Origin of the sequence: Magnetospirillum molischianum DSM 120 (genome assembly GCF_000294655.1) — a bacterium.
GTDB classification, from domain to species: Bacteria; Pseudomonadota; Alphaproteobacteria; order Rhodospirillales; family Magnetospirillaceae; genus Phaeospirillum; species Phaeospirillum molischianum.
On the sequence record NZ_CAHP01000014.1, the window covers coordinates 14,523 to 30,352 of the forward strand.

The window sequence follows — 15,830 nt, forward strand, 5'->3', positions numbered from 1 at the left end:
ATCAGCCGAGAACAGCACGCCACTCTTCGACCCGGCGCATCAGATCTTCGGCATCGTAAGGAACGGGGGGAAGCGCGCCCCACACCGGACGGGGCCAGACGGGATCATCCCGGAACCGGGCGATGACGTGGACATGCAGTTGAGGCACGACGTTGCCCAACGCGGCGACATTGATTCGGTCCGGCGAAAGCCGGGCGCGGACGATATCGGAAAGTCGGGCAATTTCTTCGATGAGCAGGGCGCGGTCGGCGGCGTCGAGATCTCCGATCTCGGCGACGTTGGCGCGGCGCGGCACCAGGATCAGCCACGGATAAGTCCGTTCGTTCATCAACAGAACGCGGCTTAATTGCCAATCGGCAACCAAAATCGTGTCCGCAAACAACTTCGGGTGGAGTTCAAACATTTCGTCCTGTCTCCTCATTGCGCAAGAAGGCGCATTCGCGGTATCAGGGGGAGCAATCATTTCGAGGTCCGGTCTGATGCGTCCTACCCGCTCTAATCTTTTCGGTCGAGTGTTTTCTTCCCTGGCGGTAACGCTTCTTTCCGCGGCGATCTTTATCTGTGCCACCGAATATATTGCGGGTCTCATTCTTAAGCAGCTGCGCGAAAAACGCCCTCTTTTCTCTGTCGCCTATACTGACGACAACGTTCGGAAACTATTCGACACAGAGAATCCCGACCGCTACCGGGAGATCATGCTCGAAGGCTGGCGTCAGTCCGATACGACCTACAGTCCGTTCGTCGAATACCGAATGACCCCGTACCAGGGGCAACATTTTAATGTCGATGAAAATGGGATTCGTCCGAATGGCGGGACGGCTCCCGATCTCACCGCTGCCGGCCCCAAGATTTTTATCTTTGGCGGTTCGACGACACTGGGTCTTGGCGTCGGCGACGACGAAACGATCCCCGCTTATGTCGAACAGGCGTTGAGGGCCGCCGGTCGCACCGACGCCCAGGTGTTCAATTTCGGCGTGGTCTCGTACTATTCGACCCAGGAGCGGATCGCCCTCGAACAATTGCTGACCGCCGGGATCAAGCCCGATGTCGCCGTGTTCATCGATGGGATCAACGACTTTTATTACTGCACAATTCCCGATGTCAGTGCGTGGAACGACCGGCTGGTGCAGTTGACCAATGCACGGTCGCGGATGCCGATTTTGCTTGAACTGTCATCGCGGTCGAACGTGGTTTATCTTGCCCGCCATCTTAGCGGCGACAAATCGGTTGTCGTGCGCGAGTGGGGCAGCTTCTGCGACAACGAAGCCGATGTTGCCCAGGTGGCCCACCGTCTCGACACCAACCGCCGGATCATCGATGCCACCGCCGAGCGGCTGGGGTTCAAGGCTCTGTTCGTCCAGCAGCCGGTACCGACGTATTCTTATGACAACCGTAAGCGTCCGTTCCCGGTCCAGGAAGAAATGCTGGGCTATCATATGAATTCGGCGCGGGGCTATCCTCTGATGGCACAGCAACGGTCGCAGGGCCAATTGTGGAGCAGAGGGGTGTTATGGCTGGCCGAACTCGAACCGCCCGAGGGCAACGCCTATATCGACACCATCCATTATTCGCCCCGGTTCAATAAGGTGATCGGCAATAGAATTGCCCAGGCGATCCTGGACGAGGGACATCTGCCTCCCCTTACCACTCCATCGCCATAAATGTGCCCATCGCGGATGTTGCGGACATATTCATGACATACCCGATTCCGGCGCATCGGTGCCCTGCGTTTCCATATCTTGCGTGCTAATGTCGCCACGCTCAGTATCTTTCCCGCAGGGAATATGCACGTCCGCTCCGGGCCTGACGTCTGTCTGCCCTCCGTCATCGTCAAAAACGGGAAAAAGCTATGACTTCATCGAAGTCCAGTGACACCGTGAACGAAGGCGTCTCCGCCGGTTCCGTCTCGCGTTGGGACGAATTGCGGGAAGAGCTTTCAAGCCTTCCTGATGGTGGTTTCAATATTGGCACCGCCTGTAGCGACCGCCATGTCGCCGCCGGTCACGGCGACCGGATCGCGGTGCGTTGTCTTGGCCCGAGAATGGAGCAACGAGACATCCGTTATGACGAGCTGGCCGACAGCTCCAGCCGTCTGGCCGCCGTTTTGATCGGCCTGGGAGTCGAACCGGGCGACACCGTTGCGGTGTTGCTGCGCCGCGTCCCGGAACTGTTCGTTTCCGCCTTGGCCACGCTAAAGGCGGGCGGGGTCTATTGCCCGCTGTTCGCGACGTTCGGACCGGGGCCGATCCGCTCCCGCCTCGCTCTGGCCCAAGCCAAGGTCTTAATCGTCGCCGACGATCTATACGCCCGCAAGGTGGCGGCCAACCGTGCCGCCCTGCCCGATCTCCAGCATGTCCTGCTGGTCGGCGAGGACGGAATCCGTACCCAGCCCGGACCGGATTGCCTGGACTTCACGACCCTGGTCGAGGCAGCCCATCCTGCCGTCCCGGTCGCAACCCGGCCCGTCGATCCCGCATTGCTGCATTTCACCAGCGGTACGACCGGCACGCCCAAAGGGGTTGTTCAGTCCCATCGCGCCATGCTGGCCCATCTGGTCACCGGGCGCGAATTGTTTGGCCTGACTCCCGACGACATCTTCTGGTGCACCGCCGATCCCGGTTGGATCACCAACACCGCTTATGGGGTGATCGCGCCGCTGGCATGCGGAGCCACGGTTCTCGCCGATGAAGCCGACATCAATCCCCGCCGCTGGTACGGCATCCTCGCCGACGAAAAAGTCACCGCCTGGTACACCACCCCCACCGCGATCCGCGCGATGATGCGGTATGGCGCAGCACTGGCCCGGTCGTATCGCAGTAACTCGCTACGCGTTGCCGCCAGCGTCGGCGAACCGCTCAATACCGAAGCGGTGCTGTGGGGGCAAAAAGCCCTGGGCGTTCCCTTTCTCGATACGTGGTGGCAGACCGAAATCGGTTCGGTCGCGATCGCCAATTGCCCCAGCGAGACCCAGCGCCCCGGCAGCATGGGCCGGGTTCTGCCCGGCATTCAGGCGGCGGTGGTTCAACGCGAGGGATCTCATCTCGATGTGATCGAGAGTCCCGACACCATCGGTGAACTGGCGATCCGTCCGGGCTGGCCCTCGATGCTGTCCGGCTATGTCGGCAACGGCATTCTGCTGGGGGCCGGATTACACGATGGATGGTATCTGACCGGCGATCTGGTCCGGCGCGATGCCGATGGCTTTTACTGGTTCGTCGGCCGCGCCGACGACATGATAAAATGCGGCGGACTTCAGATCGGCCCCTTCGAAGTCGAGGGGCTGCTGATGAACCATCCCGCCCTGGCCGAAGTTGGCGTCGTGGGAAAGCCCGACCTTTTGCTGCGCGAAGTCCCGGTCGCATTCGCCTCTCTCAATCCAGGGTTTCAGGCTGGAGACGCGTTGCGGGCGGAGGTTCTAACATTCGCTCGTCAGGAACTGGGAGCGGCAATGGCTCCCCGTGAATTGCACTTTATCCCCGAGCTGCCCAAGACCATTGCGGGAAAGATCATGCGCCGGGTTCTGAAAGCCAAAGCGGTCGAGGAACCGGAAGAAGCCGATCCGTTGCCCCTGTCCAGTCCATGCGGCGAGGTCTGAAGAGGGGCAAGTTCTTTCCCGAGTCCGACAGACTCGCTAGCATAGGTAGAGATGGCGCCGCCATAATGGACGGCGTGTCCGATTGGAGTCCGTCGTGCCGCTCTCCAGCCTGCCCGTTTTGTCCGGACTACGCCGGATTTTTTCATCCCGGCAAGGCTGGCTGGTGGGATTCTGGCTGATCTGTGTCACGCTGATCGGCCTTTGGTTTCACCAATCGGCAGTGTCCGACCAGCGCAACACCTTGAAGGCGGCCGAGGCTCGCCTGAGCGCTCAGATCGAGCTGGCCAGCATTGAGATCAACGGTAAGATCGAAAGCGGCGACCTGGCTCTTCGCACCATCATCGCCCTGCTCGGAGCCAATCCGAACTGGCGTAATTTGCCGCGCGATCCGATGCTGTGGCGGATCATGAACAATATTTCGGAATCGATGATGGCCAAACCGCGTTTGGTCCTGATCGATGACAAGGGTCAGCTGCGCCTGCACAGCCACGTTCTTAATGCCGGGTCGGTCAGCCTGACCGACCGTGATTATTTCCAGCACCACCGTGACGATCCATCGGAAGAGCCGTTCCTGGGCACGCCGGTTCGCGGCAAAATCGCCGATTCCACGGTGATTCCCTTCACTCACCGGATATCGCTGCCGGACGGCAATTTTGCCGGCGTGGTGCTGACCAGCCTCGACCCCGCGATCTATTCCGCCTTTTTCCGTTCGCTCGACCACGATAACCAGATCGTCTTCACCCTGCTGCGAGGTGATGGCATCGTCCTGGTTCGGCACCCTTCCCTAGAAGGCGCGGTCGGCAGCAAGATTGATCTTGCCGCTTTACACCCCCCTCTATCGAGTGGAGAAGCCTTCGGTTCCTCAATCACGGTCTCGCCAATGGATGGGATCGAGCGACTATCGAGCTTCCGCCGACTTGAACGTTTTGACCTGACCATCGTCGCGTCCCTGCCGGTCGAGAATGCGCTGAAGCCATGGCGAGAGCAGAACCGACGGATGGAAGTGGTCATCGCCGCTTGCATCTTTTTGATGACAGTCGCCGGACTGGTATTACTGCGCCATATGCGCGCCGAGACCGAAGCATGGGCCCGGATCGCCGCCAGCGAAGCCGGCTTGAACCGCGCCCAGGCGGTGGCTCGGGTAGGAAGCTGGCAGGCTCATCTGCCCGAACTGTCGCTGACCTGTTCGGCAGAGGCCAGCCGCCTGTTCGCCCTGCCGATCGGGCGGTACGTTCGGGGCGAGGATGTGCTGGAGCGGATTCATCCCGAGGACCGCGAACGGGTGCTTGGTGCGGTGCGGAAGACCAGAATGGGCCACCCGCTCGATATCGAGCACAGGTTGCTAATCGACGGAACCGTGACCTGGATCAGGCTGCGGGCCGAAGTCTCGTCGCAATCTGCCGATGGCAGCGGCGAGATTCTCGGCACCGTTCAGGACATCACCGAACGTCGTCAGTCTGACGAAGCGCTCCGCCATCAGGCCGAGGAACTGGCTCGCTCGAACACTGAACTGGAACAATTCGCTTATGTCGCCAGCCATGATCTGCGCGAACCGCTGCGAATGATCGCCAGTTTCGTGGATTTGCTGGGGCGCCGCTATGGTGACCGACTGGACCAGGACGGGTTGGAGTTCATCGCCTTTGCCCGCGAAGGCGCGGCCCGGATGGATCGGCTGGTGCTCGACCTGCTCGATTACTCGCGGATCGGCCGCATCTGCAAGCCGATGCAACAGGTCGATCTGGGCATACTGACCGAACGGGTTGTCCGTGCTCTGGCGCTGAAGATCCACGAAAGCGAAGCGGATATCGTCCTGCCTGCCCCGCCTTTTCCGACCGTCATCGGCGATCCCGACGAATTGGTCCGACTGCTCCAGAACCTGATCGACAACGCGATCAAGTACCGCGAACCGACCCGGCCGATCCGGGTAACGGTCGCGGCTGAACGTCGCGGCGGCGAGGTGATGCTTTCTGTCGCCGATAACGGAATCGGTATCGATCCGCAATATTACGACCGTATTTTCGGCATCTTCCAACGCCTGCACACCCGCGAGAGTTTCGAAGGCACCGGCATCGGCCTTGCCATCTGCAAGAAGATTGTCGAGCGCCATGGCGGACAGATCTGGGTCGAGTCAAAGCCGGGCGAGGGCAGCACTTTCTTCTTCACCGTACCGACGGCGGCCCCGATCTGACGCCGCCCACAATGCCCCAGCCGGTCCCGACCTCCGTCCTAATGGACTCTCGCGATGTCGTCGTCGTGGGCGGCGGCACCGCTGCTCTGTGCGCTGCGATCTCGGCCCGCCGGAAAGGCGCGACGGTCACCCTGCTCGATCAGGCCCCACCGGACCAGCGCGGCGGCAACACCCGGCATTCGCGCAATCTGCGCATCATGCATTCCGCCCCCTCGCCACTCTTTCCTGGCAGCTACGACGAGACCGATTTTCACGCCGATCTGGTCAAGGCCGCCGAAGGCAAGGGAAATGAAGCGCTGGGGCGGATTCTGATCCGTGGCTCGGCAGAACTGCCCGACTGGTTGGCGGCACAAGGCGTAGTGTTTCAGACCATTGCCTGCGGCGGTCTGCCCTGGTCGCGCAAAACCGCCTTTTTCCTTGGCGGCGGCAAGGCGATGATCAACACCCTTTACGCCACGGCGGCCCGGCTGAGGATTATGGTTCACCATAATTGCCGCGTCACCACCCTTGCCCCCGATGGGCAGGTCTCGCTCAATGACGAGAATGGTGGCAAGCGGACAATCCGCGCCAGGGCGGTGGTGGTCGCCAGCGGCGGCTATCAGGCCAATCCGGTCTGGCTGGCCGAACGGTGGGGAGACGATGCGGCGGCACTCGTGGTGCGCGGCACCCCATTTGCCGCAGGCGATCCACTCCGCGCCCTGTTCGATCTGGGAGCCGCCAGCGTCGGCAGTCCCGGCGCCTGTCATCTTGTCGCTGTCGATGCCCGTCTGGCCGAAGCCGATGGCGGCATCGTCACCCGCGTCGATGGGGTAGAACTGGGCATGGTCATCGACCGCGACGGAAACCGCTTTGAAGACGAAACATCGATCACCGGCCCGACCCGCTATGCCCAGTGGGGACGGCGAGTTGCCGCTCTTCCCGGCGCCATCGCTCATGCGGTGTGGGATGCCGAAGCAATCGACCGCACCCCACCCGCGATCCTGGAACCGATCCGGGCCGACAGCCTGGAGACACTGGCCGGATTACTGGCAATTCCCGTTACGACACTGGCCGCCGCCGCAACCGCTTCGGGTCGGGTCAACCAACCGCCTTTTTTCACCGTGCCGATCCGCCCCGGCATCACCTTCACCTGCCACGGCGTCAGGGTCGATGAGCGGGCCAGGGTGGTAACACCCGATGGCCTGCCGCTGGGCTGCCTTTATGCCGCGGGAATGATCATGGCTCCGAACGTGATCGGAACCGGCTATCTTGCCGGAGCGGCGTTGACCATCGGCGCGGTATTCGGTCGGATAGCGGGAGAGGAGGCGGCGAACCATGCGCTTGGATGACCCGCACGAAGAAGCGCGGCGGGTACTCCGGCTGTGCAACGTCTGCAATTACTGCAACGGTTATTGCGAGATGTTTCGCGCCGCCGAGCGTCACCGCACCTTCAGCGATGGCGAACTCGCCACCCTCGCCCATCTTTGCCACAACTGTCGCAATTGCTGGCAAGCCTGCCAATATGCTCCGCCACATCCCTTTGCCGTCAATGTTCCCCTGGTCCTGGCCGAGCTGCGCCTGCTGTCGCAGGCCGAACTGGCGTGGCCGCGCCCACTCGGCCATCTCGGTCTGCTGTCACTGGTGGTGACCCTGCTGCCTCCGTTGCTGGTGCTGCTGCTGGTGCCGATAGAGGTTCTGTTCGCCGCCCATGCGGGACCGGGTGCCTTTTATCGGGTGATCCCGTGGAGCGTGATGAGTCTGGCGGCCGCCCTTCCGCTCGGCTGGTCAGCGCTGGCGCTGGCGGTAGGACTCGTCCGGTTCTGGCGTGCTGGGGGCAACAGCACCGGAGCTGAAATGCGGGCAGCCGCTCCAGAAGCCATCCGCGACGCGATTCTGTTACGCAATCTCGACGGTGGCGGGGCCGGATGCGACGATGGCAATGGTCCCCTGTCATTCCGGCGTAAGTACGCTCACCATCTGGTCTTCGCCGGTTTCCTGCTTTGCCTGGCTTCGACTTCGGTTGCGACGGTCTATCACCACCTGCTCGGACTGGAAGCGCCCTATCCCATGCTCAGCCTCCCCGTCGTTCTGGGCAGCCTGGGCGGAGTGGGCCTGATTGCCGGATCTCTTGGATTGCTGGCACTAAAGCGCGGGGCCGATCCTGCTCCGATTGCCCCGGCAGCGCAGGAATCCGGCCAGTTGCTGTTGCTTCAGCTTCTGGCGATGGCGGCAAGCGGTCTTCTCTTGCTGGCCTTGCGAGATGGCCCGGCGATGGGCATTCTCCTCGCCCTGCATTTGGGGACAGTGCTCAGCTTTTTCGTTGCCCTGCCCCATGGCAAGTTCGCCCATGCCCCCTACCGCGCCGCCGCCTTGCTGCGGGCCGCTCTGGAGCGACGGAACAATGAACGTTGAGGTTTTGATTCTCGGCGGGACCACCGAGGGCTATGCCCTCGCCGCCGCCCTGGCCGACCATCCCCGATTCACGCCGGTTTCCTCGCTGGCGGGGCGCACCGCCAGCCCGCGCAGCCCCGCCGGAGAGGTCCGCATCGGAGGATTTGGCGGCCCGGACGGGCTGGAAGCATGGCTGCGCGCCCGCCCGACGATAGCGGCGATCATCGATTCCACCCATCCGTTCGCCTCGCGGATGGGATGGAACGCCGCCACTGCCTGCGCCGCCCGCGCCTTGCCGCTGCTGCGGCTGGAACGACCGGCCTGGCGCGCTGTCCCTGGCGATTTATGGGATGAAGTCGAGGATTGGGAACAGGCCGCCGCCCTTGTTTCCGCCCGGTCACGGCGGGTGCTGCTGGCACTAGGGCGTCAGGAGTTGGAGCCGTTCGCAAGACTCGACACGATCCGTTTCCTGATCCGCTCGGTCGAACGCCCCGAACCGATGCCCGCTTTCGCCCAGGCGGAGATCCTGCTGGCGCGGGGACCGTTCGGATTGGAAGACGAACGTGCCTTGCTGTCCTCGCACGAAATCGACACCATCGTCTGCAAGAACAGCGGCGGCACCGCGACCGAATCCAAGCTTGCCGCCGCCCGCGAACTGGGGGTGCGGGTGGTAATGCGCCGCCGTCCGCGCCGCCCCGACCTCCCTAATGTCGCGACCGTGGCCGAAGCGGTGGCGTGGCTGGAAACGATCAGTCCGGGCTGACGCCGTACCAACGTGGAGTATAGACCCACGTTCCCCCGCCGGATCGGGGGAATGACCGAGTGGTCGAGGACCCGACGATCACCACCGTCCGCATATCGACCATATCGGGGCGCAGGTCGCCCAGGGTAACGACAATCGTCCGCTCACCGGGGCGACCGACATCGCGCCCCAACACCACTGGCGTCGCGGGATCGCGGTGACGGCGCAGCAGGTCAATCGCCTCTCCCAACTGCCACGGCCGGGCGATTGAAATCGGGTTATAAAGCGCCAAAACCAGATCGGCCGTCGCCGCATGATCGAGCCGACTGAGAATCACCGGCCAGGGCTTCAGATTGTCGGACAGAGAAATCGTACAGAAATCGTGCCCGAGCGGCGCACCGGCGCGAGCCGCCGCCGCCTGAGCGGCGGAAATACCGGGCAGGATCACCAGTTCGACATCGCTATGCCAGGACGGCTCGTCCGACAGATGCAGAGCCTCCAACACCGCCGTCGCCATCGCGAAGATACCGGGATCGCCCGACGACACAACGACAACATCCTCGCCAGCGGCAGCCAGGGCAAAAGCGTGGCGGGCGCGGTCCATCTCGACCCGGTTATCCGAGGAATGGATGATCTGATCCGGCCGGAACGGCCCGGCCATTCGGACATAGGTCTCGTAGCCGATGATGTGACGGGCACGGCGCAATTCCTCGCGCACTTCGGGAGCCATCAGCCCGCTTCCGCCCGGTCCCAGCCCGATCACCGCCAATCGTCCCTGCCGCCGCACCGGCGATACAGGACGACACACCCCCTCGTCCTCGTCGGACGAGGTAAAGGCCGGCACGGTTCCCAGAGACGCACCGACGACCCGCGACAGAGCAACCGCCCCCCGGCGCAGCCCCAGCAGCGGCACCACCGCACTGCCATCCTCGGCCACCGCCAGCACCGGCGGTTCGGCCTGCCCCTCCCCCAACAGCGGCCCCAGGGCGCGGATTACCGTTCCGGCCGCGCACAGAGCGATAATGGGAACGTCGCGCCGGTACAGATCGCGTAAGGCGGCTTCGATCGAATCGTGACGGATCTCCGCATCATCGACCGGCCCAGCCAGCCCACGGATCGCCGCATCGGGACAACCGGCACGGATTCGCCGCGCCGTTTCCAGCCCTTCCGGGCCGAGGCAAAGAATGGCTGGGGCCAGCACCGACTCCATCATGCCTCCCATCGAGGACCAGGGACCAGGATCATTGCGAAATAAGGTACCGTATCGGGGTCCACAGCCGCCAGAGGTTCTATCCGTTGATTTTCCATCGTCGCCCGCTCGACGTACAAGGCGCGGTCAAGCAATCCGAGATCGGCAACGACCTTGCGCGCCTTGGTGAAATTGGTCCCAAGCTTCATGATCGCGGCGGCCTCGGTATCGCCCAGGCGACGCTTCAACTCTTCCTCGGGCAGCACGCCCGACAGCACGGTCAGGGTCTGGTTGCGATAGACCAGCGGCGCGCCCAGCACCGAAGCGCACGCCAGCATCGAACAGACTCCCGGCACCACTTCAGTTTCGTAGCGGTCGGCCAGACGGTCATGCAGGTACATGAACGAGCCGTAGAAGAACGGGTCGCCCTCGCAGATTGCGGCAACGTCACGCCCGGCATCGAGATGGGCCGCGACCTCTTCGGCCGATTCGTCATAAAACGCGCGCATCGCCGTCTCGTAATTGAACGGCGGCGGCATTTTCTCGGTGGTCACCGGATAGATCAGCGGCAGCAATATCTGCGACGGATCGAGATGGGCTTCGACAATCGTCAAAGCGTTGCCCTTGCGGCCCTTCGCCGCCGGATAGGCCACCACCTGCGATGTGCGCAGAAGCCGCAGCGCCTTCAGCGTAATCAGTTCAGGATCGCCGGGGCCGACCCCCAGACCGAACAGACGTCCCTTCGCCTCCGACATTATTCTTGCTCCGAGGCCAGCGCATTGATCGCCGCCGCCACCATCGCGCTGCCGCCACGACGGCCACGCACCACCACGAACGGAACGCCCCGGCTGTTCTCGGCCAGCGCATCCTTGGACTCGGCCGCGCCGACATAGCCGACGGGAATACCCAGGATCAGGGCCGGTTTCGGCGCCCCCTCATCGATCATTTCCAACAAGTGGAACAAAGCGGTTGGCGCGTTTCCGACCGCCACCACCGCGCCACCCAGTCGCGGCCGCCACAATTCCAGCGCCGCGGCCGAACGGGTGGTGCCCATCGCCTTGGCCAGATCGGCAACCTTGGGGTCGTTCAGGGTACAGATCACATCGTTCCCGGCGGGCAGACGGGCGCGAGTGATGCCTTCGGCCACCATCCGGCAATCGCACAGAATCGGCGCTCCGGCCAGTAGAGCAGCGCGTCCGGCCGCGCCTGCTCCTTCGGAAAAGCGCAGATCGTCAACGATGTCCGGCATCCCGCAGGAATGGGCGACGCGAACCGCCAGCTTTTCCAGGTCGGCGGGAATCCGGGACAGATCGGCCTCGGATCGGATAATGGCGAAAGACTGACGATAGATGTCTTGGGCGTCGCGGGTATAGTCGACCATCATGCTCCTGGACTTTTAAAAGCCGCTACCTGTTCCCTTTTTGGCCCCAAGGAGCCCTGGCGGTGGCGCACTCATACACCAAAGGAGGGGGCCGATGAAAGATACAGTCTGCGCCCCTTGCCGCCACTGGGGGCCATGGCGTATCACCGCCCCGGTAACGCGGATCGACGAAAGGCCGAGAAGATGCCCGCATGGCTGACGGTGGTGGGATTGGGAGAAGATGGCCCGGCCGGTCTGGGCGAGACGGCGCGCGACGCGATCGGCGGCGCCTCCGTGCTGATCGGCGGGCGGCGTCACCTGGATCTTATCCCCGACCGCTCGGGACAGGAGCGGATCGTGTGGCCCAGTCCGTTCGAAACCGCGATCGATATGGTCCTGGCCCGACGCGGCCAGCCGGTATGTATCTTAGCCAGCGGCGACCCGATGCTTTACGGCATCGGTGCCAGCTTGGCTCGGCGCATTGATGCGGCTGAAATGCGAGTACTGCCCGCGCCGTCGTCGCCATCACTGGCAGCGGCCCAGCTCGGCTGGCCGTTGCAGGACGTCGCCCTGGTCAGCGTTACCGGCCGTCCGGTCGAATTGCTCCACCCCCACCTTGTTCCCGGCGCTCGGATTCTGGCGCTGTCCGCCGATGGCAGCAGCCCAGCCAAGTTAGCCGCGCTGCTGTGTCAGCGCGGTTTCGGCGATAGCCGGATGATCGTATTCGAACATTTGGGCGGCCCGCGCGAACGCCGGATCGAGACCAGCGCCGCCACCTGGGGCGATTCTGCGGCCGCCGACCTCAATCTGGTGGCGATCGAGTGCCGCGCCGCGCCCGACGCCGTATCGTGGTCGCGCCTTGCCGGTCTGCCCGACGAGGCCTATCGCACCGACGGCCAGTTGACCAAGCGCGATATCCGCGCCGTCACTCTGGCCCGGCTGGCTCCGCTGCCCGGTGAATTACTGTGGGATGTCGGCGGAGGCAGCGGCTCGATTGGAATCGAATGGATGCGCAGCCATCCCGCCTGTCGCGCTATCGCCATCGAATCCGAGCCGACACGGCAAGAGACGATCACCACCAATGCCGCCGCGCTTGGCGTGCCGGGCATGGTCGTCGTCGCGGGCCGGGCGCCAGAGGCGCTGGCCGGTCTGGAGCCGCCCGACGCGGTGTTCATCGGCGGCGGCCTGACGGTCGAAGGGGTAGTCGAAACCTGCTGGAGCGCGCTGAAGCCAGGCGGACGACTGGTCGCCAACGCGGTAACGGTGCAGACCGAAGCGGCCGTGGTTTCCTGGCGCGAACGCTTTGGCGGCAGCCTGACCCGGCTGTCGGTGGCCCAGGCCGGGGCATTGGGGCGGTTCGACACCTGGAGAACCGCCCTGCCGGTAACGATCTGGGTCGCAACCAAGCCCTAAGGGACGTTCCGCTCCCCATCGGCGGGGCTAAGTCCATAAGGCTCGACCAGGGTCCAGACATGGGCGGGGATCATCGCCGCCATCCGCCGGGGCTGCTGAAGGCGGAGATGAATCACCGATTCCGCCGCCTTCATCTCCAACCGCGCACGGGCCAGTTCCAACCCGCGCGGCCCGATCTTCGGCATCAGCCACGCAACGATCGGCCGGGCCCAATCCGGCATCCCCCGCATCGGCAGACCACCCGCCGCCCGCTCGGTATTCTTGATGAAACCGGAGACCGCCCCCTGGCGCTTCCCGGCGCTGGTCGGTTCAGTCAGACGAACTTCGTCGCCCAGCAGCGACAAGATTTCCTCGCCCTTCCGATTGCGCACCAGCAACCATTGCTCGCCCCGCCCCGCCATGTAACCGACGGTCAGATCGGACAGGGAATTGACGTAATCGACGCAGGTGCGACAGGTCAGCGGGAAGAAGTCCGGGGGTAACTTCGAGATCGGCAGTTTAAGGAACGGGATTTCCTTCTTCCCACCATCGGCAAAGCGCATCTCGACGTGATAATCGGCGCGGAATTCCAGATAGGTGACGCGATCGGGCGTATCGGTCAACAGCGCTAGGAAATCATGAAACTTCTCGGTGGTGGTGTTGTCGGAACAGGGAATGCCGATCACGTAAAGCTGCTCGAACCCCAGATCCGGCTCCAGCACCCGCAGCGGATGGATCTGACAGGGCACCCCGATCACCGCCAGACGGCGATAGCCCCGCTCCAGCGCAGGTTCAAGCCCGGACAGGAGCGGCGCATACCCCATACGCATGCCGCGACAGACGGCCATTCCCTCGGGCCGGGTCACCAGAACCGGCATCGGACGCCACGAATCCTGAGGGTCCGCCGCCATCGTCAGAACCGCATCGACCTTGCCGCTTTCCAGCAGCCGTTCGGCCAGTCGGGTGGTCAGGCCGGTCCATTGTGCCCCCGGCTTCGGCTCTTTCAGCGCGGCCTGCCACATCTTGAGGAATGGACCGAAATGAAGCTCGTCGGGACGGGCCGGATCGCGGACGCGACCGTGAATCCGCGCCTCTAATCCGGCATGGTCGGGATGGATGAACTGACAGGCACGGGAGCAGGCACGCGGATCGGACCGGCGCGACACACCGCAATCGGTACAAAGGGGACGGGCGACGGCATCATCGTATGGCGGCGCCCAAACCGGTGCGTTGGCTTGGTCGATCGTGGTCATGTCCCCCTGCTTTCCGGCGGTTCCAGGAAGGGGCGGAGTGTAGCCGAGCCTCCGGCCCGACGCCAGACCCGGAGGGCGCTGGATTTTCGATCGCGCGGCAGGAAGCATCTGCGGTCTTGCGTCAATCATTATCGCATAGATAAAGTGGGGGTGTGTACGATGCCGCTTCATCCGATGGGCTACCCGATGCCTTCACCTTTGGGGCGTCAAACCGTCTTGGCCTGCGTATATTTTCTGAAATGATATAAGAAACCAAACGCATGAACGCTCTTGAGGTGATCCACGACGACATCCAGACCCGCTTCGCCAAGATGACAGGTCGGTTCGATCGTTTTTTCATGCAATGGATAAAATTTAACGATAATTCGGAACGCTTGTTTGGAGCGAGGGGCTTCAACAACGAGAACTACCTCCAGTCTCGCCTCGCCGAAAACAATGTAGATGCTGCCGCCGCAGTTTTCGATGCCGTCCTTGTTCACTGGAAAGAAAAAGGACAGGATGGAAATATCTTCGCCTTCTTGAATCACGAAGATTATGATGGCAACGGAATCTGGCACTATCTGGCTGATACCCTGCGTCAGCACGAGGGGGCATCAACCTTAAAAATCGCCCGCACTCTTCTGGCGATGGACATCGATTTCTCCCGCCGCAACAAGAACGGCCAGTCGCCGCTGTTCAAGATGCTGGTGCCAACCCCACGTTGGCAATCGCTGAACGCCCTGATCCAGACCAAGCATCTGTCGATCGAGAATATCGAACGGGCAGTGGCTGAAGGGACTCCCGAGGAAGCCGAGCGCAATCATGTGATGTCGATGATTTTCTCGCGAGACATCGCGGAGAATCGGGGATTGCTGTCCCAGCACGTTTTGCGACAGGCGGTACAGCCTCAAGCCGACGTCACTTTGCGCGCCGCTACCTGTCGTCTCTTTTTCGAGTATTTCGATGTCGAAACAGGCGGCACCGCCTTTTTCGATCTGATCGGGATCGCCAATCACGCGATGTTTGACGATCTGATGCGTCTCCTGATGACCAACACCGCCGAGATGGTCAGAAAAATTGGCGCGCCCGATACCGCCACGGCCAAAAGCTACGCCCAGGCATATCTGGCCCAGAAGCTGCTGCGTCGTAAAAAGAATGGCCAGGGCGTTCTCTTCGTTGCTCTGTTTGCCCAGAAACACATGCACATGCGCAAGATCACCAGCCTTCTCCACAACGATGAGCTGGTCATCAAAAAAATCGTCCGTGGAGATACGGTGCGCAAAGAGATGGTGATCGACAAGACGTCACCGGCTCCGACCAATCCCCTGCTGTCGATGCTCTTGCAGCAGGACTTAGACGGTAATACGGTTTTTCATCACGCAACGATGCAGGGCGACCTTCAGGCCCTTAAATGGCTGTTCTCAGGGCTTGCTCCCAACGACATTCATGCGATCATCCTGTCCGTTCCCAACAAACTGGGTCTCTCCCTGATCGAGCTGACCCAGTTGGAGACAGTCAAGGCCCACCTGACCCAGGCGGTGATGCAGAAACGGATGCGGCCGGAACAGGCGATCGCCTACTTGCGCGCCCTGCCTGGAGAAAACGCCGATGTCGCGGGCTTTCTGACCTCGAAAGTCAACGAGATCGAGGAATTGGCCAAATCCGTCGGTCGCAAGGAACCGTTGCCGCCAACCTTCCAGATCCGCAAAGCACCCTGACGGATATCGGTTGCCCGGCTGGAGAGTTAAGGCATCCAGACGGC

At 62.6% G+C, this 15,830-nt stretch carries 14 protein-coding genes; 8 read left to right on the forward strand and 6 right to left on the reverse strand.

Going from position 1 to position 15,830, the window contains the following annotated elements; genetic code table 11:
• Position 1 precedes the first annotated feature (1 nt).
• Complete coding sequence (locus PHAMO_RS04420; protein WP_002726836.1) at positions 2 to 403, reverse strand: HIT family protein; 402 nt, start codon at positions 401 to 403, stop codon at positions 2 to 4.
• 292 nt (positions 404 to 695) lie between these two features.
• Between PHAMO_RS04420 and PHAMO_RS04425 the strand changes: the two genes are divergently transcribed.
• The 6 genes from PHAMO_RS04425 (at position 696) to PHAMO_RS04450 (ending at position 8,916) form a co-directional block, all read left to right on the forward strand.
• Positions 696 to 1,661 carry an SGNH/GDSL hydrolase family protein gene (locus PHAMO_RS04425; protein ID WP_235720789.1) on the forward strand — a complete coding sequence of 322 codons (966 nt, stop codon included), beginning with the start codon at positions 696 to 698 and terminating at the stop codon, positions 1,659 to 1,661.
• A 188-nt stretch (positions 1,662 to 1,849) separates the two neighbouring features.
• Positions 1,850 to 3,595 (forward strand): AMP-binding protein, encoded by a 1,746-nt coding sequence (locus tag PHAMO_RS04430; protein WP_002726841.1) that lies wholly within the window; start codon positions 1,850 to 1,852, stop codon positions 3,593 to 3,595.
• Between the two features lie 94 nt (positions 3,596 to 3,689).
• The gene (locus PHAMO_RS18320) at positions 3,690 to 5,783 is read left to right on the forward strand and encodes a sensor histidine kinase (RefSeq protein WP_002726843.1); all 2,094 of its coding nucleotides are present in this window, start codon (positions 3,690 to 3,692) and stop codon (positions 5,781 to 5,783) included.
• Positions 5,784 to 5,824: 41 nt separating this feature from the next.
• The gene (gene tcuA / locus PHAMO_RS04440; protein WP_162136942.1) at positions 5,825 to 7,111 is read left to right on the forward strand and encodes an FAD-dependent tricarballylate dehydrogenase TcuA; all 1,287 of its coding nucleotides are present in this window, start codon (positions 5,825 to 5,827) and stop codon (positions 7,109 to 7,111) included.
• A complete protein-coding gene (gene tcuB / locus PHAMO_RS04445; RefSeq protein WP_002726847.1) occupies positions 7,098 to 8,174 on the forward strand; it encodes a tricarballylate utilization 4Fe-4S protein TcuB in 1,077 nt (358 codons plus the stop codon). The genes tcuA and tcuB overlap by 14 nt, the downstream gene beginning before the upstream one ends.
• Complete coding sequence (locus PHAMO_RS04450) at positions 8,164 to 8,916, forward strand: cobalt-precorrin-6A reductase (protein WP_002726849.1); 753 nt, start codon at positions 8,164 to 8,166, stop codon at positions 8,914 to 8,916. Before tcuB ends, PHAMO_RS04450 begins: the two co-directional genes overlap by 11 nt.
• Here PHAMO_RS04450 and cobJ read toward each other — a convergent pair.
• From cobJ to PHAMO_RS04465, 3 genes are read right to left on the reverse strand one after another with little or no spacing between them, the layout of a single operon-like run.
• On the reverse strand, positions 8,903 to 10,108 hold the full coding sequence (gene cobJ, locus PHAMO_RS20270; RefSeq protein ID WP_002726851.1) for a precorrin-3B C(17)-methyltransferase: 1,206 nt from the start codon (positions 10,106 to 10,108) through the stop codon (positions 8,903 to 8,905). The two genes, PHAMO_RS04450 and cobJ, sit on opposite strands and share 14 nt — an antisense overlap.
• Complete coding sequence (locus PHAMO_RS04460) at positions 10,105 to 10,839, reverse strand: precorrin-2 C(20)-methyltransferase (RefSeq protein ID WP_002726852.1); 735 nt, start codon at positions 10,837 to 10,839, stop codon at positions 10,105 to 10,107. Before PHAMO_RS04460 ends, cobJ begins: the two co-directional genes overlap by 4 nt.
• Positions 10,839 to 11,465 carry a precorrin-8X methylmutase gene (locus tag PHAMO_RS04465; protein ID WP_040566227.1) on the reverse strand — a complete coding sequence of 209 codons (627 nt, stop codon included), beginning with the start codon at positions 11,463 to 11,465 and terminating at the stop codon, positions 10,839 to 10,841. Before PHAMO_RS04465 ends, PHAMO_RS04460 begins: the two co-directional genes overlap by 1 nt.
• A 183-nt stretch (positions 11,466 to 11,648) precedes the next feature.
• On the opposite strand from PHAMO_RS04465, the gene PHAMO_RS04470 reads away from it, so the two are divergent.
• Positions 11,649 to 12,857 carry a bifunctional cobalt-precorrin-7 (C(5))-methyltransferase/cobalt-precorrin-6B (C(15))-methyltransferase gene (locus PHAMO_RS04470; protein WP_002726856.1) on the forward strand — a complete coding sequence of 403 codons (1,209 nt, stop codon included), beginning with the start codon at positions 11,649 to 11,651 and terminating at the stop codon, positions 12,855 to 12,857.
• On the opposite strand, the gene PHAMO_RS04475 is transcribed toward PHAMO_RS04470, so the two are convergent.
• Positions 12,854 to 14,089 (reverse strand): Coenzyme F420 hydrogenase/dehydrogenase, beta subunit C-terminal domain, encoded by a 1,236-nt coding sequence (locus tag PHAMO_RS04475; RefSeq protein WP_002726858.1) that lies wholly within the window; start codon positions 14,087 to 14,089, stop codon positions 12,854 to 12,856. The genes PHAMO_RS04470 and PHAMO_RS04475 overlap by 4 nt on opposite strands.
• A 206-nt stretch (positions 14,090 to 14,295) precedes the next feature.
• On the reverse strand, positions 14,296 to 14,616 hold the full coding sequence (locus PHAMO_RS19940; protein ID WP_235720790.1) for a hypothetical protein: 321 nt from the start codon (positions 14,614 to 14,616) through the stop codon (positions 14,296 to 14,298).
• Here PHAMO_RS19940 and PHAMO_RS04480 point away from each other — a divergent pair.
• Positions 14,608 to 15,786: an ankyrin repeat domain-containing protein gene (locus PHAMO_RS04480; RefSeq protein WP_235720791.1), complete on the forward strand. Its 1,179-nt coding sequence runs from the start codon at positions 14,608 to 14,610 to the stop codon at positions 15,784 to 15,786. The two genes, PHAMO_RS19940 and PHAMO_RS04480, sit on opposite strands and share 9 nt — an antisense overlap.
• The last annotated feature ends 44 nt before the right edge of the window (positions 15,787 to 15,830 follow it).

Excerpts from the sequence above, each read along its gene's own strand:
- PHAMO_RS04420 (WP_002726836.1), bottom strand. The coding sequence starts at position 403 with ATGTTTGAACTCCACCCGAAGTTGTTTGCGGACACGATTTTGGTTGCC.
- PHAMO_RS04425 (WP_235720789.1), top strand. The coding sequence starts at position 696 with ATGCTCGAAGGCTGGCGTCAGTCCGATACGACCTACAGTCCGTTCGTC.
- PHAMO_RS04430 (WP_002726841.1), top strand. The coding sequence starts at position 1,850 with ATGACTTCATCGAAGTCCAGTGACACCGTGAACGAAGGCGTCTCCGCC.
- tcuA (WP_162136942.1), top strand. The coding sequence starts at position 5,825 with ATGGACTCTCGCGATGTCGTCGTCGTGGGCGGCGGCACCGCTGCTCTG.
- tcuB (WP_002726847.1), top strand. The coding sequence starts at position 7,098 with ATGCGCTTGGATGACCCGCACGAAGAAGCGCGGCGGGTACTCCGGCTG.
- PHAMO_RS04450 (WP_002726849.1), top strand. The coding sequence starts at position 8,164 with ATGAACGTTGAGGTTTTGATTCTCGGCGGGACCACCGAGGGCTATGCC.
- cobJ (WP_002726851.1), bottom strand. The coding sequence starts at position 10,108 with ATGATGGAGTCGGTGCTGGCCCCAGCCATTCTTTGCCTCGGCCCGGAA.
- PHAMO_RS04460 (WP_002726852.1), bottom strand. The coding sequence starts at position 10,839 with ATGTCGGAGGCGAAGGGACGTCTGTTCGGTCTGGGGGTCGGCCCCGGC.
- PHAMO_RS04465 (WP_040566227.1), bottom strand. The coding sequence starts at position 11,465 with ATGGTCGACTATACCCGCGACGCCCAAGACATCTATCGTCAGTCTTTC.
- PHAMO_RS04470 (WP_002726856.1), top strand. The coding sequence starts at position 11,649 with ATGCCCGCATGGCTGACGGTGGTGGGATTGGGAGAAGATGGCCCGGCC.
- PHAMO_RS04475 (WP_002726858.1), bottom strand. The coding sequence starts at position 14,089 with ATGACCACGATCGACCAAGCCAACGCACCGGTTTGGGCGCCGCCATAC.